The sequence below is a fragment of the Hymenobacter perfusus genome, assembly GCF_003944765.1.
Lineage (GTDB): Bacteria > Bacteroidota > Bacteroidia > Cytophagales > Hymenobacteraceae > Hymenobacter > Hymenobacter perfusus.
The window spans coordinates 1015649-1037925 of the sequence record NZ_RWIU01000001.1 but is presented as its reverse complement, the minus strand read 5'-3'; the positions used below and the strand labels follow the sequence as shown (position 1 = coordinate 1037925).

The 22277-nt window shown below is 62.8% G+C and carries 16 protein-coding genes; 14 read left to right on the top strand and 2 right to left on the bottom strand.

Features of this window, described 5'->3' with window-relative positions:
- The first annotated feature begins 31 nt into the window (after positions 1-31).
- The 5 genes from EI293_RS04445 to EI293_RS04425 all read left to right on the top strand — a co-directional run bounded on the left by EI293_RS04445 (position 32) and on the right by EI293_RS04425 (position 4514).
- The gene (locus tag EI293_RS04445) at positions 32-589 is read left to right on the top strand and encodes a DUF1599 domain-containing protein (protein ID WP_125435924.1); all 558 of its coding nucleotides are present in this window, start codon (positions 32-34) and stop codon (positions 587-589) included.
- A gap of 186 nt (positions 590-775) precedes the next feature.
- Positions 776-1882 carry a BT_3928 family protein gene (locus tag EI293_RS04440; RefSeq protein WP_125435923.1) on the top strand — a complete coding sequence of 369 codons (1107 nt, stop codon included), beginning with the start codon at positions 776-778 and terminating at the stop codon, positions 1880-1882.
- Between the two features lie 99 nt (positions 1883-1981).
- Complete coding sequence (locus EI293_RS04435; RefSeq protein WP_125435922.1) at positions 1982-3040, top strand: ABC transporter permease; 1059 nt, start codon at positions 1982-1984, stop codon at positions 3038-3040.
- Between the two features lie 209 nt (positions 3041-3249).
- Positions 3250-3771, top strand: a complete 522-nt coding sequence (locus tag EI293_RS04430) for a shikimate kinase (protein ID WP_125435921.1) — start codon at positions 3250-3252, stop codon at positions 3769-3771.
- A 71-nt stretch (positions 3772-3842) separates the two neighbouring features.
- Positions 3843-4514 carry a sterol desaturase family protein gene (locus EI293_RS04425; RefSeq protein ID WP_125435920.1) on the top strand — a complete coding sequence of 224 codons (672 nt, stop codon included), beginning with the start codon at positions 3843-3845 and terminating at the stop codon, positions 4512-4514.
- A 77-nt stretch (positions 4515-4591) separates the two neighbouring features.
- Here EI293_RS04425 and EI293_RS22035 read toward each other — a convergent pair whose 3' ends face one another.
- Complete coding sequence (locus tag EI293_RS22035; protein ID WP_170170237.1) at positions 4592-4768, bottom strand: hypothetical protein; 177 nt, start codon at positions 4766-4768, stop codon at positions 4592-4594.
- Between the two features lie 324 nt (positions 4769-5092).
- On the opposite strand from EI293_RS22035, the gene EI293_RS04420 reads away from it, so the two are divergent.
- On the top strand, positions 5093-6214 hold the full coding sequence (locus EI293_RS04420) for a glycoside hydrolase family 43 protein (protein WP_246010524.1): 1122 nt from the start codon (positions 5093-5095) through the stop codon (positions 6212-6214).
- 118 nt (positions 6215-6332) lie between these two features.
- Here the strand turns inward: EI293_RS04420 and EI293_RS04415 are convergent, their stop codons facing one another.
- Complete coding sequence (locus EI293_RS04415; protein WP_125435919.1) at positions 6333-7526, bottom strand: substrate-binding domain-containing protein; 1194 nt, start codon at positions 7524-7526, stop codon at positions 6333-6335.
- A 338-nt stretch (positions 7527-7864) separates the two neighbouring features.
- Between EI293_RS04415 and uxuA the strand changes: the two genes are divergently transcribed.
- The 8 genes from uxuA to xylA all read left to right on the top strand — a co-directional run bounded on the left by uxuA (position 7865) and on the right by xylA (position 22090).
- Complete coding sequence (gene uxuA / locus EI293_RS04410) at positions 7865-9115, top strand: mannonate dehydratase (protein WP_125435918.1); 1251 nt, start codon at positions 7865-7867, stop codon at positions 9113-9115.
- Positions 9116-9151: 36 nt separating this feature from the next.
- Entirely contained in the window at positions 9152-11254 is a 2103-nt protein-coding gene (locus EI293_RS04405; protein ID WP_125435917.1) for an alpha-glucuronidase family glycosyl hydrolase, read from the top strand.
- Between the two features lie 26 nt (positions 11255-11280).
- Entirely contained in the window at positions 11281-12093 is an 813-nt protein-coding gene (locus tag EI293_RS04400; RefSeq protein WP_125435916.1) for an SDR family NAD(P)-dependent oxidoreductase, read from the top strand.
- A 56-nt stretch (positions 12094-12149) separates the two neighbouring features.
- On the top strand, positions 12150-15308 hold the full coding sequence (locus EI293_RS04395; RefSeq protein WP_125435915.1) for a SusC/RagA family TonB-linked outer membrane protein: 3159 nt from the start codon (positions 12150-12152) through the stop codon (positions 15306-15308).
- Positions 15309-15351: 43 nt separating this feature from the next.
- Complete coding sequence (locus tag EI293_RS04390) at positions 15352-17118, top strand: RagB/SusD family nutrient uptake outer membrane protein (RefSeq protein ID WP_125435914.1); 1767 nt, start codon at positions 15352-15354, stop codon at positions 17116-17118.
- 95 nt (positions 17119-17213) lie between these two features.
- Complete coding sequence (locus EI293_RS04385; protein ID WP_125435913.1) at positions 17214-19205, top strand: sialate O-acetylesterase; 1992 nt, start codon at positions 17214-17216, stop codon at positions 19203-19205.
- 37 nt (positions 19206-19242) lie between these two features.
- A complete protein-coding gene (locus tag EI293_RS04380) occupies positions 19243-20718 on the top strand; it encodes a xylulokinase (RefSeq protein WP_125435912.1) in 1476 nt (491 codons plus the stop codon).
- Between the two features lie 40 nt (positions 20719-20758).
- Positions 20759-22090: a xylose isomerase gene (xylA, locus tag EI293_RS04375; RefSeq protein WP_125435911.1), complete on the top strand. Its 1332-nt coding sequence runs from the start codon at positions 20759-20761 to the stop codon at positions 22088-22090.
- Positions 22091-22277: the final 187 nt, after the last annotated feature.

Sequence of the window (22277 nt, the reverse complement as noted above, 5' to 3'; positions counted from 1 at the left end):
AGGCGAACAGCAACAAAATAGCCCCAAAAACTTGGAGAATCAAACCCAGCTTGAGTACGACCGGGTAATTACACGGTGCCGGACGCTGTTTCTGGCCAAAACCCACGACTACGGTACGGCTTGGCGCATCCTGCGTCTGCCCAGCGTAACGGACCAGATTTACATCAAGGCCCAGCGTATCCGCAGCATTCAGGAGAAGGGCACTCAGCTGGTGGCCGACGGGGTAGAGGAGGAGTTCGTGGCCATCATCAACTACTGCATTATTGCCCTCATGCAGCTGCAGCTGCCCGCCGATGCGCCCCAGGATCTGGAGCCCGCCGCCGTGGCCGCCGCCTACGACGCGCAGGTGGATGCCAACCGTCAGCTGCTGTTCGCCAAAAACCACGACTACGGCGAGGCGTGGCGGCAGATGCGTATCGAGAGCATCACCGACATCATCCTGATGAAGCTGCACCGCACCAAGCAGATTGAGGACCTGCACGGCCTGACCCGCGTGTCGGAAGGCGTGGACGCCAACTACCGCGACATGCTCAACTACGCCGTGTTCGTGCTGATTAAAATGGGCTTTGGGGAGAGAGTAGCGGAGTAGTTGAGTAGCGGTTTAGTTGTTCCCGTTGGGGCGCGTGCGGTATCCGGTAGCACCCGGATAGTAACGCAAGCACCTTCCGACGCTACATTTGCGTACTTGCTTCAACTCACCCTTTCCCCGTATGTTCTTCCGGTAGCGCGGCACATCTGAACGATTACTCCGCTACTCCGTTACTCTTCCCCGTTCATGAAACAAGTTACCCGAATCTGCTGGCTGCTGCTGGGCGTGGTGTTCATCTTCTCCGGCCTTGTGAAGCTGAACGACCCCATCGGGACGGCGCTCAAGCTGGAGGAATATTTCGAGGTATTCTCGAAGGATTTTGGTTCGTTTTTCAGCGTATTTATTCCCCATGCCCGCGTTCTGAGCATTTTCCTCAGCTCCCTGGAAGTGGTGTTGGGCGTGGCCGTGCTGCTGCGCTGGATGCTGCGCCAGACGCTGTGGGTGCTGCTGGGCCTGCTGGTGTTCTTCGGGTTCCTCACGTTCTACTCGGCCGCCTTCAACAAAGTCACGGACTGCGGTTGCTTCGGCGACTTCATCAAGCTCACGCCCTGGACGTCGTTTGCCAAGGATATGGTGCTGCTGGGCTTGTGGGCCGTGGTATTCAGCAACCAACGCTACCTGCGCCGGGTGTTTGCCAAAGGCACGCTGGGCGTGATGTACATCACCATTGCCTCGGCCGTGGCCATTGGCATTGGGGTGCGGGCGTTGGGCCACCTGCCCTACTTCGATTTCCTGCCCTACAAAGTGGGTAACAACATTCCGCAGTTGATGAAGCCCCTGGAGCAGGCCCGCTACCAGTATGTAATGGAGCGCAACGGCGAGTCGAAAACCTTTGCCGAATACCCCACCGACTCCACCTGGAAGTACAAGAGCATGGAGGTGCTGAACCCGGAGAAGTCCAAGCCGCTCATCACCGACTTCTCCATTTTCGACGCCGATGGCAAGGACCACACGGCGGAGGTGCTGCAAGGAAACAAGCTGCTGCTCATCGTGCAGGGCGCGGCCGAGGCCGACCGGGACCGATTCAAAAATATCGGGGAGCTGATGGCGGCCACGGCCAAGTCGCGCAAGCAGATTCAGCCGCTCATCATCACCAGCAGCAGCCCTCAGGAATTCGACGCCTTCCGTCACGATGTAAACCTGGCCGGTACCTACTACTTCGCCGATGCCACCGTGCTCAAATCCATGATCCGCTCCAACCCGGGCTTTATTCTGCTGCAGAACGGCGTAGTGAAGGGTAAATTCCACTACCACGACATCCCTGACACCAGCAAGCTGGAAGAACTGCTGTAAGGGGAAATTATGAATGCTGAGTTATGAGGGATGAGTTATGCATTGGCCGTGTCGTCCTTTATTCCATAACTCATCTCTCATAATTCATAACTCCTCAAAATGATTAGCTTTATCCTGACCCGCTTATGGCAGGGGGCGCTGGTGTTGGTGGGCGTGGCCCTGACGGTGTTCTTCCTGTTTCAGGTGCTGCCCGGCGACCCGGTGGCCCTGCTGGCCGGCCAACGCTCCGACGCCTCCACCCGCGCCGCCATTGCCGCCGACCTGGGCCTCGACCAGCCGCTACCGGCCCAGCTGCTCGGCTACCTCAATGATGTGTCGCCACTCGGTGTTCACCCGCGCGACTCGGCGGGCGTAGCCAAGTACGGCGGGGTGCAGCTGCTGCCGCTGGGTTCCGAAACCGGGCTGGTGCTGAAAACGCCCTACCTGCGCCGCTCTTTTCAGAGTAATAAGGAAGTGCTCAGCATCCTGCTCGACCACTTCACGGGCACGCTCTGGCTGGCCGTGGCCGCTATGCTGCTGGCGGCGGTGCTGGGTATCACGCTGGGCGTGGTAGCGGCCCTGCGGCCCCACTCCTGGCTTGATAGGCTGCTGGTATCCACCTCGGTGCTGGGCATTTCGGTGCCCTCGTTCGTGGCCGCCATCCTCATTGCCATGACGTTCGGGTTCTACTGGAGCCGCTGGACGGGCCTCAACCTCACCGGCCAGCTTTTCGAAACCGACCCCTTCACGGGCCGCCATCTGGTGCTGAAGAACCTGCTGCTGCCGGCCTTTGCGCTGGGCATCCGGCCACTGGCGGTTATCGTGCAGCTCACCCGCTCCTCCATGCTTGATGTCATGAGTCAGGACTACATCCGCACGGCGCGGGCCAAAGGCCTTTCGGGCTACCGCACCGTAGTGGGCCACGCCCTCAAAAACGCGCTGAATCCGGTTATTACGGCCGTTTCGGGCTGGCTGGCTTCGCTTATGGCGGGGGCGTTCTTCATCGAGTACATCTTCAATTGGAAAGGACTGGGTACCGTCACGCTCCGTGCCGTGGAAAACCTCGATTTTCCGGTTGTCATGGGGGCCACCATCTTCATTGCCGCCTTGTTCGTGGTTGTGAACATCGTGGTGGACGTTTTCTACGCCGTCCTCGACCCCCGCGTAAAGCTGGGGTAGCTGTGGGAAGGTGATAGGAATGTGGGAAGTCGTCAGAACGTCATGCTGAGCTTGTCGAAGCATCTCTACCGCTTCGTTGGATTACGACTGCAACGAAGCGGTAGAGATGCTTCGACAAGCTCAGCATGACGTTCTGACGACTTTAGGTATTTCCCAAACAGCTCCACATTTCGCCCACATTCCTATCACATTTCCCACATTCCAAGACCATGCGGCTATATCTGATTGGCATGCCCGGGGCGGGCAAGACCACCCTGGGCCGGGCACTGGCTACGGCCTACGAGGTGCCGTTTCTGGATCTGGATGAGGAAATTGTGCGCCGGGAGCAGCGGAGCGTATCGGAAATATTCGCGCAGGACGGGGAGGAGTATTTCCGCCAGCGCGAGGCCGATGTGCTGCGCGACGTGGTGGCTCAATACCCGCGCGTGGTACTGGCTACCGGCGGCGGCACGCCCTGCTTTCACCACAACCTGGAAGTTTTGCTTGAAACCGGCCTGACGCTTTACCTGGCCGTGCCGGTGGCGGAGCTGGTGCGCCGCTTACTGGCCGTGGCCGCCAGTCGGCCCCTGCTAGCCGCCCTGCCCGATGCTGCCGCGCTAGAAAGCCGTCTGCGTGAAACCTTAGCGGCCCGCCAGCAGTTCTACGACCGCGCGCCGCTGTGCTGCGCGGCCCCTACCTGTTCCCTGGAAGCCGTGCAGCAGCTGGTGGCCCGCTACCACCTCACCGCGTAATATATGAGGCTGCTGGCCCGGCATTTGCGCAAGCATCCGTATTTTTGCGCCTTCATCATCCCTGTATTGGTATGAATACCACTTCTGAAGCTCTGGAACCTGCCGTTAAAGTGACGGCGGTCAAAACCCCTGATGCCATCAAACCCAAGCATAAGGGCTCGGCCCGCCTGTTCGAAAACCCCGTGCTGGAGCGCCTTACGCACACGCACATTGCGGCCCCGCTGACCATCTTTTTTGCCGTGGCCGGCGTGAGTCTGTATTACGGTTTGAGCCAGGGTCTGCTTACCGGCCTCTCCGCCTTTGGCCTGTTTTTGGGCGGCTGGCTACTGTTTACGCTGGCCGAGTACCTGATGCACCGCTTCGTGTACCACATGGATGCTGATACGCCGCGCAAGGCCAAGTTCCAGTACACCATGCACGGCGTCCACCACGAGTTTCCGAAGGACGAAACCCGACTGGCTATGCCGCCCATCCTGACGGTGTTCGTCACGTCCCTGCTGTTTTTCATCTTCCGCTTCACGCTGGGCAATGCCGGCCTGGGCGTGCTGGCGGGCTTCGTATTCGGCTACGCGCTGTACCTGTTCGTGCATTACGCCATTCACGTATACGCGCCGCCGAAGAACTTCCTGAAGTTCTGGTGGCACCACCACGCCCAGCACCACTACCGCCAGGATGAAATTGCCTTCGGCGTGAGCACCACCCTCTGGGACCACATTGTAGGCACCATGCCGAAGAAAAAATAGTCGGCCCCGGTCTTCCTGAAAGTGAAAAAGCCTGCTTCGGATATCCGGAGCAGGCTTTTTATATGGTTTGAACCGGGCTAGGGCCGGCGGAAGCGGTTCACTACAAACCAGATCAGCAGCACCAGCAGGAACACGCCCACGATACCCGTCCAGGCTCCGGCTTTGAAGATGGTACCAATGGCGTCGCAGCTGCTCAGCGAGAAGGTCAGCAGCACCAGCAGGGCCGCGAAGAGGGGAAAACGGACGGTATTCATGGCGGGGAGAGAGTGTAAAATCGGGGCTCCCGGTTATTCGGGGCTTATTGGCGTGTACTGTGCCCGTTCGGAAAAGGTTGACAGGCGGCGTTTTTCACGCGCATACCACAAACGTTTACAGAGTTTATTTTCGGGAATAGTTCCGGAAAAGCGTGCCGGCCGGGCCGGGAGGAATCTATATTTGGTGCCGTCAGGGCCGCCATTCAGCGGCCATTCGGGTTCTGCCGAAACTGGAGCGGCCCTGTCGAACTACTGCCGTTTCCGGTTGCGGCCGGTGCCTGCCCGGACCGGCCGCCTGTCTGCCCACCTTCTAACTTCCCACCCTTGCTATTCCCCAAAAACGCCTCCGCTTTTTCCCGGCTGTCGGCCGTGGCCATGTTGCCCGCCGTTCTGTTCAGTGCCTGCCAGAGCAAGGCTCCCGCAACGGAAACTGCCGCTACCGAAGCTGCCGCGCCAGCCGCCGATTCTACCGGCCGCAAGTACCTGGCCCAGCCGCTGGTTAAGGACATCTATACCGCCGACCCCTCGGCCCATGTCTTCAACGGCAAAATCTACATCTACCCCTCCCACGACATTGAGACGGGGATGCCGGAGAATGACAACGGTGACCATTTCGCCATGCGCGACTACCATATCCTGTCGATGGACAGCATCGGCGGCAAGGTCACGGACCACGGCGTGGCCCTCGATACCAAGGATATTCCCTGGGCCGGCCGCCAGCTCTGGGCCCCGGACGCGGCCTACAAAAACGGCACCTACTACCTGTATTTCCCCCTCAAGGATAAGCAGGACGTATTCCGCATCGGGGTAGCCACCAGCAAGTCGCCCACCGGTCCGTTCAAGGCCGAGGCCAAGCCGATGGAAGGCAGCCTCAGCATCGACCCGGCCGTGTTTACCGATACCGACGGCAAAACGTACATGTACATGGGCGGCATCTGGGGCGGGCAGCTGCAGCGCTGGCGCACCGGTAAGTACGACGCCAGCAACCCCAAAATGCAGGAACCCGGCGCGCAAAAAACGGCCCTGGGACCCAAAATGGCCCGCCTCAGCGACAATATGCTGAGCTTCGCGGAGCCCGTGAAGGAAGTGCAGATTCTGGGTCAGGACGGCAAGCCCTTCCTCTCCGGCGACAACACCCACCGCTTCTTCGAGGGTGGCTGGCTGCACAAGTACAACGGCAAGTACTACTTCTCCTATTCCACCGGCGACACCCATTTGCTGGTGTACGCCACCGGCACGTCGCCCTACGGCCCCTTCACCTACCAGGGCGTCATCATGAACCCGGTGGAAGGCTGGACCACCCACCACTCCATTGTGGAAGTCGGCGGCAAGTGGTACATCTTCTACCACGACACCCAGCTTTCGGGCAAAACCTGGCTGCGCAACGTGAAGGTCACCGAGCTCAAGCGCACCCCCGACGGCCGCATCGAAACCATCAATCCGTAGGTTAGCGGCTATTTCTTCGTAACTACTGACGCGGTCCTTCCGGTCCGGCGGCTGCAAGCCGTCGGGCCGGTTGTCGTTCGGGCCTTACGCCCGATGACGCAACAACGTCAGCCAGCACTCAAATGTCCAGCTTGAAGAACTCGGCGTGGGCGAGCTGGGACTTGCCTTTCAGGGATGATTGGCGAATAACCAGGTCGCCGGTAATGACGAAGGTGCGGGGCTGGAAGGCTTCCTTTTGCTGCACCTGCTCCAGAAACAGCCGCGCCGCCTGCTGCCCGATGCGGTAGGGGTGGAGGTTCACGGTAGTCAGGCCGGGCTCAATCATGGAAGCCATGAATTCGTCGCCGAACCCGACCACGGCCACGTCCTCGGGCACCCGGATGTGGCGGGCTTTCAGGGCTACCAGCAGGTCGAAAGCGTTGGTATAGTTGACGGCAAAAATGGCGTCGGGCGGCTCGGGTAGGGCCAGCCAGGCATCCAGGGCCGCCACCGCCGACTCGGGCCGGAAGTTGATGTGGGCGCGCAGCTCGTTGCGCAGCGGCAGGTTGTGCTTGAGCAAGGCACTGCGGTAGCCCGCCAGTCGGTTCTGGCTGATGAGCAGCCCCTCGGGGCCGGCCAGGATGGCAATGCGCTGCGCGCCCTGCTCGATGAGGTGCTCGGTTACGTTGAAGGCCCCGTTCCAGTCGTCGAGAATTACCTTGGCCGAATCCACTTCGTTGCACACCCGATCAAAGTGGACGATGGGAATGCCGCGCGTGGCGGCCGGTTTTACGTGGTCGAAGTTCTCGGTTTCGCGGGAGTGGCAGATCAGCAGGCCATCCACCCGACTCCCGATGAGGGCCTGCACATTGCTGACTTCGATTTCGTAGGATTCCTTCGATTGGCAGATCATTACCCGGTAACCGGCCTCGCCCACCACCTGCTGAATGCCGCTGACGGCAGTGGCAAAAAACGGCCGCTCAATGTCCGGAATCACCACCCCGATGGTTTTGGTTTCGCTGCTTTTCAGGCTCTGGGCCAGCAGGTTGGGCTGGTAATCGAGCTGGCGCGCCACCTCCATAATGGCCCGGCGGGTGTTGATATTGATATCGGAATGGCCGTTGAGCGCCCTTGATACGGTAGAAGGAGCCACGCCCAGTTCCCGCGCCACGTCGCTGATGGTGGTTTGCCGCCGCTTTTTCTCCGGCACTACCACGCCCTTATCGTCGGTGAAATGGTAGTTGCAGGCTTTGCAGTGGTAGCGCTGACGCCCCCGGATGAAGCCCGCCCGCATGACCGAATCGGCCAGGTGGCATTTGGTGCATTTGATCATAACCAGGAATTGAATTATTCCAAAGGTGAGCACATACTCGCTAAAACCCAAGGCCCTACCGGTTTTTTGTTCTACTGGATAATCTACGGAAAATATTTTGCTGAAACTACCGCTGTACTGACCTACCGGAAACGTTTTCGAAAACGTTTCCGGTATTTTTTCTTGTAATGCAATGATTTGAAGGCCTTTTTTGGCTTTCACCTATCGGGTAGGTTCTGCTATCTTCGGGAGTAAGTACTTGCTAACCGCCGCTAGGCCCTGCGCAACGAAAACGACGGGCCAGCTAATAGAGTTGGTTAGGTAATTGAACTTTTACAATCCAAACTCCTGCGTTTGCCATGCTGCACACCATGCGCTGGTTCGGGCCCCACGACCCGGTTTCGCTTCACTCCCTCCGCCAGGCCGGCTGCGCCGGCGTGGTTACGGCTTTGCACCAGCTGCCCGTGGGCGCGGTGTGGCCCCAGGAGGAAATCCGGGCGCGCCAGCAGCTGATTGAGGCCGATAACGCGCAGTACGCGCCCCTGCACTGGGCCGTGGTGGAAAGCCTGCCGGTGCACGAGGATATCAAAAAGGGCCGCCCCGAACGGGCGCAGTACATTGCCAACTATAAGGAGTCGGTGCGCAATCTGGCGGCCTGCGGGATTCGCACGGTGTGCTACAATTTTATGCCGGTGCTGGATTGGTCGCGCACCAACCTGAGCTACCAGCTGCCCGACGGCTCCCGCGCGTTGCGCTTCGTGTGGCAGGATTTCGCGGTGTTCGACCTGTGCATTCTGCGCCGCCCCGGTGCGGAGGCCGATTATGAGACCGACGTAGCTACCGCTGCCCGCGCCCAGTTCGCGGCCATGTCGGCGGAAGAAGTGGCCTGCCTCACCAATAACGTGCTGCTGGGGTTGCCTGGCTCAGAGGAAACCTTTGCGCTGGCCGATTTTCAGCGGGTGCTGGACGAGTACGCCACCATCGATGCCGAGGCGTTGCGCGAAAACCTCTACCACTTCCTGCGGGAAGTGGGGCCGGTGGCCGAGGAAGTGGGCGTGAACCTGTGCATCCACCCCGATGACCCGCCGTTTCCGCTGCTGGGCCTGCCCCGCATCGTGAGCACCGAGGCCGATCTGCTGGGCCTGCTCCAAGCCTACGACTCGCCCGCCAACGGCCTCACGTTCTGCACCGGTTCGTTGGGCGTGCGCCCCGATAACGACCTGGCCGGCATTGTGCGGCGGCTGGGCCACCGCATCCACTTTGTGCACCTGCGGGCCACCAAGCGCGAGGAAAACCCGCGCAACTTCCATGAGGCCGACCACCTGACCGGCGACGTGGATATGTACGCCGTGGTGCAGGCGCTGGTGCAGGAAGAGCTGCGCCGGGCTGCCAGTGGCGAGGGCCACGCTAGCCTGCCCATGCGCCCCGACCACGGCCACCAGATGCTCGACGACCTCGAAAAACGCACTTATCCCGGCTACTCTGCCATCGGAAGGCTGCGGGGTCTGGCCGAGCTGCGGGGCCTGGAGCTGGGCATCCGCCGGGCCTTGGCCGAAGCGCCAACCGCCGCCGCCGACTACCGGGATATGACCGCCACCCGCTTCGTTTAATTGCTCCTTCCGCTCCGCCCTCTGCCTTTCCCACCCATGCTGCTTCGGTCCTTGCTCTTGCTATTGCTGGTTATCGGGCTCCATAACGGGGCGCGGGCTGATGATGGCTACCGCCTGTGGCTGAAGTATGACCAGCTGCCGGAAGCGGGACTGCGCAAGGCGTGGCTGGCGCGGGCCAAAAACATCAACGTCGATAAAAATGGGGGACCCACCCTGCAAACCGCCGCCAAGGAGCTGCAACTCGGGCTGCAAGGTTTGCTGGGACGCCCGGTGCCGTTAGGGGCGGCACCGGGCGGCAGGGGTTCCATTAGTCTGCGCGTAACCGCCGCGCCCGAGCTGGGCCGGGAAGGCTACCGCATCAGCAGCCAGAACGGCAAGCTGGAAATTACCGGCGCTAGTGAGGTGGGCGTGCTCTACGGCTGCTTTGCGTTGCTGCGGCAGGTGCAAACTGGCCAGCTGCCCGATCAACTCAACCTCAGCAGCCAGCCCCGCATTCAGTACCGGATGCTGAATCACTGGGACAACCCCAACGGCACCGTGGAACGCGGCTATGCGGGCTCCAGCATCTGGAAGTGGCTGGAACTGCCCGAACGCATCGACCCGCGCTACCAGGATTACGCCCGCGCCAACGCCTCCATCGGCCTCAATGGGGTGGTGCTCAACAACGTCAACGCTTCGGCCCGCTACCTCACGCCCGAGTACCTGCGCAAGGTAGCGGCCGTGGCCGGCGTGCTGCGCCCCTACGGCCAGCGGGTATACCTCTCGGTGCTCTGGGCCGCGCCCAAGGTGATTGGGGGCCTGAAAACCTCCGACCCGCTCGACCCGCAGGTGAAAGCCTGGTGGCAGGCCCGTACCGGCGAAATCTATAAAGCCATTCCCGACTTCGGCGGCTTTCTGGTGAAGGCCAACTCCGAGGGCGAGCCCGGCCCCCAGGACTACGGCCGCAACCACGCCGACGGGGCCAACATGCTGGCCCAGGCCCTGGGCGGGCACGACGGCATTGTGATGTGGCGCGCCTTCGTGTACAAAGCCGGCAGCGGCGACCGGTTCCGGCAGGCCTACGAGGAGTTCCAGCCGCTGGATGGCAAGTTTGCCGATAAAGTGCTGGTGCAAGTGAAAAACGGCCCGATTGACTTTCAGGCCCGGGAGCCGTTTCACCCGCTGTTCGGGGCCATGCCGCGCACCCCGCTGGTGCTGGAAGTGCAGCTCACCCAGGAGTACCTGGGCTTTGCCACCCACCTCGTGTACCTCGGCCCGCTCATCAAGGAGTGCCTGGAAGCCGACACGCACAGCCAGGGCCCCGGCTCCACGGTGGCGAAAGTGGTGGATGGCTCCCTCGAAAAGCATAGCCTCAGCGGCATTGCGGGCGTGGCCAACATCGGCTCCGACCGCAACTGGACCGGCCACCTCGTGGGGCAGGCCAACTGGTACGCCTTCGGGCGGCTGGCCTGGGACCACTCGCTGCGCTCCGAGGACGTTGCCCGGGAGTGGGCCAGTATGACCCTCACCCGGGAGCCCGCCGCGCTGGCCGCCGTGCTGCCGGTGCTCAATCAGTCGCGCAGCATTTACGTGCGCTACACCACGCCGCTGGGCCTACACCATATCATGGGCCAGGATATTCACTACGGCCCCGAGCCCTGGCTGGCCCGCAGCGCCCGCCCCGACTGGACGGCCGTGTACTACCACAAGGCCGATGCCGCCGGTCTGGGTTTCGACCGCACCGCCGCCGGCTCCGATGCCCTGGCGCTGTACGCGCCCGGCGCGCGGCAGCGCTGGGCCAACCCCGCCACCTGCCCGCCCGACTACCTGCTCTGGTTTCATCACGTGGGCTGGGGGCAGCAGTTGAGCACCGGCCGCACCCTCTGGGACGAGCTGACCACCCGCTACTACACCGGCACCGACTCGGTGCAGTGGATGCAGCGGCAGTGGGAGCAGGCCAAACCGGCCCTCGACCCAGCCCTGCACGCCGACGTGGCCGCCCGCCTGTGCATCCAGCACCGTGAGGCCCAGTGGTGGCGCGACGCCTGCGTGCTCTACTTCCAGACGTTTGCCCGGCGCCCGTTGCCGCCCGGGCTGGCCCCGCCCACCCGCACCCTCCCCGAAATCAAAACCCTGGTGGATATCTACCAGCTCCGCTAACTCCCCGCCGCTTTTCCGCTTTCCGCATGGCTTCCTCTGATTCCCTTCTTTCCGCTGCTCACCCGCAGGCCGCGCTGTCTGCGGCCAACCCGTTTTCCCTGGAAGGCAAGCTGGCCCTGGTCACGGGCGGCGGCACCGGCATCGGCCTCGAAATTGCCCGCTGCCTGAGCGTGGCCGGCGCGACGGTGGTTATCACCGGCCGCCGCGAGGCCGTGCTGCAGGAAGCCGTAGCCGACCTCGGTCCCTCGGTACACTACCTCACCAACGACGTGGGCGACCTGGCCCAGCTGGAGGAGCTGGTGGCCCATATCGAAACCACGTTTGGGCCGCTGGATATTCTGGTGAACAACGCCGGCATCAACATGAAGAAACCAGCGCTGGAAGTGACGGATGAGGACTTCAGCCGCATTCTGCACACCAATCTGAACGCCGTGTTTGCCCTCACCCGCGCCTGCGCCCGGCGCATGGTGGCCCGCAAAAGCGGCGTGATTCTGATGATTTCCTCGATGGCGGCCTACTATGGCATCGATAGGGTAGTGGCCTACGCCGCGTCCAAGTCGGCGGTGGAGGGCATGGTGAAGGTGCTGGCCTCGGAGTTTTCCAAGGACAACGTGCGCATCAACGCTATTGCCCCCGGCTTCATTGAAACGGAGATGAGCCGCACGGCCATGAACTCCGACCCCGAGCGGCGCGACCGGGCCATGCGCCGCACGCCCATGGGCCGGTTTGGCCAGCCCCAGGACATCGGCCACGCCGCCGTGTTCCTGGCCTCCGACGCGGCCCGCTACGTCACCGGGGCGTCGCTGCCCGTGGATGGCGGCAACTCGATTGGCTTTTAAGGTCCGCTCCCACCGGGCCACCTGCATACTTCCCACAGTTCCAATTCCCCATCTCCATGTTCACACCACTACGCAAAACGGCCCTGGGCCTGAGCTGGCCGCTCCTGACGGCCGTTGGCTTTTCCCTCGCCAGCTCGCTGCTGCCCACCAGCAGTGCGTTTGCCCAAACGGGGCAGACGATTTCCGGTAAGATCACCAGTCTGGATACCGGAGAAGGTCTGCCGGGCGTGACCATTATTCAGAAGGGAACTACCAATGGCGTTTCTACCGGAGCCGACGGCAGCTTCACGCTGACCGCGCCCCAGGGCAGCACGCTGGTGATTAGTGCCATCGGCTTCAACAGCCAGGAAGTGCAGGTGTCGGGTAGCTCGCTGAATGTCCGGCTGGCTACCAATACCACGGCGCTCAGCGAGGTGCAGGTGGTGGGCTATGGCACGCAGAAGAAAAGCCAGGTAACGGGCGCTATTTCCTCAGTGAATGAGCAGGCCCTGCGCGACGTGCCGGTGGCCAACATCGGGCAGGCCCTGCAGGGCCGCGCGGCCGGTGTTAACATCAGCAGCGCCAACACCACGCCCGGGCAGGCCCCGGTTATCCGCATACGGGGCAACCGCTCCTTTGCCGGCTCCAACGACCCGCTGCTGGTGGTGGACGGCGTGCCCTTCGACGGCAGTCTGAACGACCTGAACCCCGATGATATTACCTCGCTGGAAGTACTGAAAGACGCTTCCTCGACGGCCATTTACGGTGCCCGCGGCGCCAACGGCGTTATCCTCATTACCACCAAGCGCGGCAAGGCCGGTGCCCCGCGCGCTACGTACAGCGCCTACTACGGTACCAAGCGCGCCTACGGCCAGTACGACCTGCAGAACGGGCAGGAGTACTTCAACTTCCGCTCGGAGGCCTACCGGGCCGCCGGTCTGGACCCAAACACGGCCGCCGGCTTCCTCACCGACGACGAGAAGGCCAACCTCGCCGCGGGCCGCGACTTCGACTATCAGGACTTGCTGTACCAGAACGGCCGCATCCAGAACCACGCGCTGGGCCTGAGCGGCGGCACCGAGCAGACCCAGTACTCGGCTTCGCTGGGCTACTACGATGAAACGGCTATTGTGCCGGTGCAGGGCATTAAGCGCTACTCGTTGCGCGGCACCCTGGACCAGCAGATTGGCAAGCGGGTGAAGGCGGGCCTGAACACGCTCAATACCTTCACCCAGCAGAAAGACCCGGGTCTGAACAATATGTACAACATATTGACCTCGAGCCCGCTGGCTACGCCTTACAATGCCGACGGTACGCCCAAGCTTTACCCGGTAGACGGCGAAACCGCATATGCGAACCCGCTGACCAACTACATTCCCAACGGCCGCCTGGACCAGCGTCGGCGCATCCGCACGTTCAATAGCCTGTACGCGCAGGTGAACCTGCTCAAGGGCCTCGACTACCGCTTCAACCTGGGCCTGGACGCCCGCGCCGAGTTCAATGAGAACTTTGGCGCTAACGGCACCACCATCCGTGGCAACCAGCAAAGCGCCGCAGGGCGCTCCACCAATACGGCCTTCAACCTGCTGGCCGAAAACCTGCTGCTCTACAACCGCACGTTTGCCGAAAAGCACGACGTGAGCTTCACCGGTCTCTACAGCTGGCAGGGTTTCCGCAACGATGGTTTCGGCACCGGCGCTCAGAACCTGCTGGCCAACTACCAGCTGGCCTCTAACCTGGGTACCGGTACGCCCACTTCGGCCACCAGCTTTGAGGGGAAATGGGACATCATTTCCTACATGGGCCGCCTGAACTACGCCTACGACAACCGCTACTCCATCACGGCCACGGTGCGCGTGGATGGCTCCTCGCGCCTGTCGAGCAACATTTACCGGGCTTTCCCCTCGGCGGCCGTGGCCTGGAATCTGGCCAATGAGTCGTTTATGCAAAGCCAGAGCTGGATCAGCGGCCTGAAGCTGCGCGCCAGCTACGGCCGCACCGGCAGCACCGCCGTGAACCCCTACCAGACGCTGGGCTCCCTTGGCACCGGCCTGGGCAACGGCTACTACAACTTCGGGGCTACCGGGGTGGCGGGCGTGCGCCCGGCCAGCATTCCGAACCCCAACCTGGGCTGGGAATACACCGGCACCACCAACTTTGGCCTCGATTTCGGCTTCTTTGACAACCGCGTGAGCGGCTCGATTGAAGCGTATCAGCAGCGCACCAACGACCTGCTGCTGCCCGACGCGCTGCCTACTGCCAGCGGCTACGGCTCGTTTACGCGCAACATCGGCAAAACCCAGAACCGCGGCCTGGAAATAAGCCTGACCACGGTGAACGTGCGCACGGCCAGCGGCTTCGAGTGGTCGTCGGATTGGAACTTCACCCGCAACCGCGAGGAAGTGCTGGACCTGGGCCTGGGCAAGGATGAGAACGGCAACCAGCGCAGCGACATCAGCAACCAGCGCTTTATCGGGGAGCCCCTCTACGTGTTCTACGACTACAAGTACGACGGCATCTGGCAGGCCAACGAGGCTGCCGGAGCTACCAAAGCCGGCACCAAAGTCGGGCAGGTGAAGATTCAGGACCTGAACGGCAACGGCTTGGTAGACGCCGGCGACCGGCAGATTATCGGCTCGCGCCAGCCTAAGTTTGAGGCCGGTACCACGCAACGCTTCCGCTTCAAGGGCTTCGATCTGAACGCCGTGGCCCTCACCCGGGTGGGCGCTACCATCATCGACCCGGTGCTGTACTCGCCCGCCTACTTCACCACCTACAGTGGCCGCCGCAACCAGGTGAACCTGCCGTACTGGACGCCCGCTACGCCGGGCAACCGCTACCCGCAGCCCAACCAGAGCTATTTCGGTGACTTTGTGCCCAACGCGCAGTCGTTGGCCTACCTGAGCGGCACCTTCATCAAGGTGCGCAGCATCGACTTGGGCTACACCCTGCCGAAGAGCCTCGTGAGCCGTGCCAAGATGAGCACGGCCCGCATTTACGTGCAGGTGCAGAACCCGCTGATCTGGTCGCCGGAAGAGTACTTCAAAAACAACAAAGCCATCGACCCCGATGCACTGTCGTACTCCACGCGCTTCAGCGGCAGCACTTCCGTCAACAACGGCGTAGCCTTCGCCGAGGGCGACCTGAACAGCGGCGTGAACAACGGCCTGGCTGGCCGGGGCGTGAACTACCCCACCACCCGCGCCTTCATTGTGGGCGTCAACGTGGGCTTCTAATTTCTTCCCTTAACTCTTCCGGCGCTCCGGCGCCTCTTTTCCTATGAAAAAGCTACTACTTACCGGTACGGCCCTGGCGTTGCTGCTGGCGGCTACCAGCTGCGACAAGGACACCCTGGTGGAAGACCCCCGCTCGGTACTGGTACCCGGCTTCTTTGGCACCCCCGACGGCATTCAGGCCGGTCTGATAGGCGTGTACTCGGGTTTGCGCAACGTCACCGCCGACCAGGGCGGCTCGAACTTCATGTCGCAGGGCACCGATGAGTTCATGCGCGGCTTCGGTGCTTCCGATGGCTACGAGGACTACAACGCGGGCCAGATGAGCTCCACCAACGGTACGGCTACCAACCTCTGGAACGCCTTCTACGGCAACATCAACACGGCCAATGGCGTGCTGCAGTACGCCGGTACGGTGCAGGGTCTGGCCCCCGCCGCCGTGAACCAGATTGTGGCCGAAACCAAGGTGCTGCGCGCCTGGAACTACTTCTACCTGGTGCAGTCTTTCGGTGATGTGCCGCTGATGCTCAAGTTTGTGGATACGCCCACCAAGGACATTGCGCGGGTCCCGTTGGCCGATGTGTACAGCGCCATTATCACAGACCTGAACGATGCCCTGAACCCCACCACCGGCATTTCCAACACGGCGGCCCAGCCCGGCCGCGTGACGCGCGCCACGGCCCTGCACCTGCTGGCCAAAGTGCACCTGACCCGCGCCACCTCCACGGCCCGCGCCGCCGACGACTACGCCAAGGCCGCCCAGTTTGCTGAGGAGCTGATCCGGGACGCCTCTAAGTACGGCAAGGGCCTGGAAACCGATCCGGCCCTGGTATTCGCTGAAGGCAACGAGAACGGCAAGGAGGTACTGATGAACGTGCAATTCAACGCCGACCCCGTGTTCACGGGCATTTCCGACAACGGGGCGGGCGGTGCCGGCCAGAACCAGACCAACTTCCTGTTCCGCGTCCGCTACGACCTGCTGCCGAACATGACCCGCAGCATCCTGTACGGCCGTCCTTTCGGCCGCCTGGGCTCCACGCCCTACCTGCTCGACTCCTACAAGCTGGCCTCGGAAACTACCCCGCGCCAGTGGCGCACCACCGATACCCGCTACGCCAAGTGGTTTTCCACGCTGTGGCTGGTAAACTCGCCCGGTGGCAACGGCGGCACGGCTTTTAACCCCCGCGCCGTGGTAGGGGATACGGCCGCCTGGTACGCTGGCCGCGAGCTGACGGCCGCCGAGCAGGCCCGCATCAACAGCCGCCCCAACGGCCGCTACGTGGTGGGTACGCCCAGCACCTACACCACCAACTTCTCGCCCTACATCAACAAGTACGACGACGCCACCCGCCCGGCTCTCAACAATAGCTCCGACCGCCCGCTGATTTTCTACCGCTTGTCCGAAACCTACCTGATTGCGGCCGAAGCCAACATGTACCTGGGCCGGACGACCGAGGCGGCTAACCAAATCAACGTTATCCGCCGCCGCGCCGCCGCCCCCGGTCGCACCGCCCAGATGGAAATTACGGCCGCGCAGCTGAACATCGACTTCATTCTGGAAGAGCGTACCCGCGAGCTGGCCGGCGAGTTTACCCGCTGGTACGACCTGGTACGCACCGGCAAGCTGGTGGAGCGCGTAAAGCGCTACGTACCGGCCTACGTGGGCTCCAAACCCTCGCCCATCCCCGGCGGCACCGACCAGTACGGCTCGAACGCGGCCCTCAACATCCAGGCCTTCCACGTGCTGCGCCCCATTCCGCAGCAGGAAATTGACCGCACCAGCGGCAAAATCACCCAGAATACCGGCTACTAAATCCGGTCCGGAAGGGGCCTCCTTTCCGCCGGGAAGGAGGCCCCAGGCCGTACCACGGCTGTTGCTTCTTCGTTTTACCTGCTTCCCGCCCTCCGATGCCCCACCCGCTCCTGCTTCCCACCTTGTTCCGTTCCGCGCTGCTGACGGCGGGCCTCTTGGTCGCTGTCAATGGGGCCACGGCCCAGGTGCGCCTGCCGCGCTTGGTAAGCAGTGGCATGGTGCTTCAGCGCGACCAACCGGTGCGCGTGTGGGGCTGGGCCAAGCCCGCGGAGGCCGTTACGGTGAGCTTTCTGGGCAACACCTACCGCGCCACCACCGGCCCCGATGGCCAGTGGCGCGTGACGCTGCCCGCTACGAAGGCGGGCGGCCCGTTCACGATGAGCATCAAGGCCAGTAACCAGTTGGAGCTGACCGATATTCTGGTGGGTGACGTGTGGCTGCTCTCGGGCCAGTCGAACATGGAAACGCCCATGAGCCGGCTGCGCGACAAGTACCCGGCCGTTATTGCCGGGGCCGCCAACCCACAGATCCGCCAGTTTGAGGTGCCCCTGACCTACGCCTTCCAGAAGCCCCGCGCCGATGTGACGGGCGGCAAGTGGGTGGCAGCCGACCCGCAGACGGTGCTGCAATTCTCGGGCGTGGGCTACTTTTTCGCCAAGGAAATCAATGCCAAGTACCAGGTGCCGGTGGGCCTGATCAAGGACGCCGTGGGCGGCTCGCCCGCCGAAGCCTGGCTGAGCGCCGCCGCCCTGCGCCAGTTCCCGACCTACGAGCAGCAGGGCGCGAAATACAAAGACAGCCTGTTGGTAGCCAGCACCAAGCAGCGCGAAAACGCCGCCGTGGCCGACTGGTACAAGAAGCTTTACCAAACCGACCAGGGCGAGGCCCCGGGCCAGCCGAAATGGTCGGCTCCCGGCTACGATGCCAGCGCCTGGGCCACCATGAACGTGCCCGGCTACTGGGCCGGCCAGACGCCCCTCGGCCCCGTGAACGGCGTGGTGTGGTTCCGCAAGGAAGTGGACGTGCCCGCCGCTATGGTGGGCCAGCCCACCCGCCTGGAGTTGGGTACGCTGGTCGATGCCGATTCTACCTACATCAACGGGCAGCTGGTGGGCACTACCGGCTACCAGTATCCGCCCCGCAAGTATGAGGTGAAGCCCGGCGTGCTGAAAGCCGGCAAAAACGTAGTTATGGTGCGCCTCATCAGCAACGGCGGGCGCGGCGGCTTCACGATGGATAAGAGCTACCAGCTCACGGCCGGCGGCCAGACCCTGGATCTGCGCGGCCCCTGGCAGTACAAGCTGGGCGCTACCATGCCACCCACGCCCGGCACCACCACGTTTCAGTACCAGCCCGGCGGCCTCTTCAACGGCATGATTGCACCCGTGCTGCCCTACGCCATCAAGGGCGTGCTCTGGTACCAGGGCGAAAGCAACACCGGCCGGCCCCAGGACTACCAGGCCCTCATGACCAGCCTGATTGCCGATTGGCGCACTCATTTCCAGCAGCCCAAGTTGCCCTTCCTGTACGTGCAGCTGGCCAACTTCATGGCCACAAAGCCGGAGCCCGGCGAGAGTGGCTGGGCCGCCGTGCGCGACGCCCAGCGCCGCACCCTGGCCGTGCCCCACACTGGCATGGCCGTAATTACCGACGCCGGCGAGTGGAACGACATTCACCCCCTGGATAAGCAGACGCCCGGCCACCGTTTGGCCCTGGCCGCCCAGAAAGTAGCCTACGGCGACGCCAAAGTGGTTTCCTCGGGGCCGTTATATCAGGAAATGCAGGTAACCGGCAACAAAGCCACGCTTAGCTTCGGCAGCCTCGGAGGCGGTTTGGTAGCCCGGGGCGGCGGCCCGCTCAAGGGTTTCGCCGTGGCCGGTCCCGACAAGAAATTCGTGTGGGCCGAGGCCCGGATCGAGGGTAAAAAAGTGGTGGTCTGGAGTGACAAAGTGCCCGTGCCCGCCGTGGTGCGCTACGCCTGGGCCGACAACCCCGAGGGAGCCAACCTCTACAACCAAGAAGGTCTGCCGGCCTCACCTTTCTCCACCGAGCCCGACGCGGCAGCCGGAGCTACCGGCCGCCGGTAAGCCCGTCCCGATTCACAACCGCTACTTCTCACCGAACATGCAATACCTTCTCGGCTACGATATCGGTAGCTCTTCCATCAAAGCCTCTTTGCTCGACGCGGCCACCGGCCGCTGCGTGGCGGCGGCTACCACGCCCACCACCGAAATGGGCATGGACGTGCCCCAGCCGGGCTGGGCCGAGCAGCGCCCCGAGCGGTGGTGGCAGGAAATCATCAACGCCACCCGCCAGCTCCAGGATACCTACGGTTTCGAGGGGGCGCAGGTGGCCGCCATCGGCATCACCTACCAAATGCACGGTTTGGTGCTGATAGATGCCCAGGGCCAGGTGCTGCGCCCGGCCATCATCTGGTGCGACAGCCGGGCCGTGGAGCTGGGCAACCAGGCCTTTGCCGAGCTGGGCGAAGCGCACTGCCTGGAGAATTTCCTGAACTCGCCCGGCAACTTCACGGCCTCCAAGCTCAAGTGGGTGCAGGACAACGAGCCGGCGGTGTACGCCCAGATCCACAAAATTCAGCTGCCCGGCGACTACATTGCCTTCAAGCTGACTGGTGAGCTGCAAACTACCGTGTCGGGGCTGTCGGAGGGTGTGTTCTGGGACTTTAAGAACCAGGCCCTGGCCCAGGAGCTGCTCGATTACTACGGCATCAGCCCCGAGCTGCTGCCCGAGGTGGTGGACACGTTTTCGGTGCAGGGCCGCCTGAGCGAGGACGCGGCCCGCACGCTGGGCCTGGCGGCCGGTACGCCCATCAGCTACCGCGCCGGCGACCAGCCCAACAACGCCTTTTCCCTGAACGTGCTGCAGCCCGGCGAAATAGCCGCTACGGCCGGCACCTCGGGCGTCATCTACGGCATTACGGAAGCCCCGGCGTCCGATGCCCAGTCGCGGGTGAATGCCTTTGTGCACGTGAACAGCACCCCCGGGCAGCCCCGCAACGGCGTGCTCATGTGCATGAACGGCACCGGCATCCTCAACAGCTGGCTGCGCCGCATGGTGGGCGAGCTGCCCTACGACGAAATGAACCGGCTGGCCGCCGAAGCGCCGGTAGGAGCGGAGGGGCTGGTGTTCCTGCCCTTTGGCAACGGGGCCGAGCGGATTCTAGCCAACCAGCCCGCCGAGGCCGCCCTGCTGGGCCTGAACCTGAACGTGCATTCCCGCGCCCACCTGCTGCGCGCCGCCCAGGAGGGCATCGTGTTTGCCCTCATGTACGGCCTGGGCATTATGCGCGACATGGGCGTGGCGGTGCACACCGTACGCGCCGGCAACGCCAACATGTTCCTGAGCCCGGTGTTCCGCGAAGCTTTCGTGAATACCGGCAACCTCACCCTGGAACTCTACAACACCGACGCGGCCCAGGGCGCGGCCCGCGGGGCCGGCGTGGGCGCGGGCATCTACGCCTCGGTAGCCGAAGCCTTCGGCGGGCTCGAATGCCTGCTCACCGAAACGCCCGACCCGGCCCTGCAGCCGCAGTACGAGGCCGCCTACGCCCGCTGGCAGCAGGCGCTCCGGCACTAACTCAACGCAATATCTACTTCACCCTCAAGCATCCCGACGCATGTCACGCAACACGCTTTCTAAAACCGAATTCTTCACCGGTATCAGCCCTATTCAGTACGAAGGCCGCGAATCGGACAACCCACTGGCGTTTAAGTGGTACGACAAGAACCGCGTGGTAGCCGGCAAAACCATGGAGGAGCATTTGCGCTTCGCCGTGTCGTACTGGCACACGTTCACCGGCACTGGCGGCGACCCGTTCGGCCCCGGCACCAAGCAGTTTGCCTGGGATGCCCAGGGCGACATTCTGGGCCGCGCCCAGGACAAAATGGACGCCGCCTTCGAGTTCTTCACCAAGCTGGGCACGCCCTACTACTGCTTCCACGACATCGATTTGGTGGACGAAGGCAGCTCTTTGAATGAGTACGAGCGTAACCTGCGCTCTATTGTGGAATACGCTAAGCAGCACCAGCAGGAAAGCGGCGTGAAGCTGCTCTGGGGTACGGCCAACGTGTTTTCGAACCCGCGCTACATGAACGGCGCCAGCACCAACCCCGACTTCCAGGTACTGGCCCACGCCGGCACCCAGGTGCTGAACGCCATGGACGCCACCATTGCCCTGAACGGCGAGAACTACGTGTTCTGGGGTGGCCGGGAAGGCTACATGACCCTGCTCAACACCAACATGAAGCGCGAGCTGGAGCACATGGGCCGCTTCCTGACGATGGCCCGCGACTACGCCCGCAAGCAGGGCTTCACGGGCAAGTTCTTCATCGAGCCCAAGCCCGCCGAGCCCACCAAGCACCAGTACGATTTCGACGCGGCCACCGTCATCGGCTTCCTGAAGGAATACGGCCTGCAGGACGACTTCATGCTGAACCTGGAAGTAAACCACGCCACTTTGGCCGGCCACACCTTCCAGCACGAGCTGCAGGTAGCCGCCGACGCCAACATGCTGGGCTCCATGGACGCCAACCGCGGCGACTACCAGAACGGCTGGGACACCGACCAGTTCCCCAACAACCTCAACGAGCTGACCGAGTCGATGCTCATCATCCTGGAGCACGGCGGCATCAAGCCCGGCGGCATCAACTTCGACGCCAAAACCCGCCGCAACTCCACCGACCTGGAGGACATCTTCATTGCCCACATTGCCGGCATGGACACCTTCGCCCGCGCCCTGGTAACGGCCGATAACATCCTGGAGAAATCCGCCTACCGCAAGTTCCGCACCGAGCGCTACGCCTCCTTCGACAGCGGCGCGGGCGCGGCCTTCGAGAAGGGCCAGCTCACCCTGGAAGATCTGCGCCGCCTGGCCCACGAAGCCGGCGAGCCAACCCAGCGCAGCGGTAAGCAAGAGTGGCTGGAGGCTATTATCAACCAGTACATCTAGGGGAAATCAAGAACGTCATGCTTCGGCAAGCGGAAGCCAGATCAAGCATGACGTTCTTGATTTCGCCCAACTGATACAAACAAACCCGGCTGGTCTGGCGAAGGGCGTGGGAACCCGGGGCGAAAGATCAGTCGGGAATGTTTGTTGGCTGTTTCTCAGGCCGTAGCTTGGAGGCAGTATTTCCCCC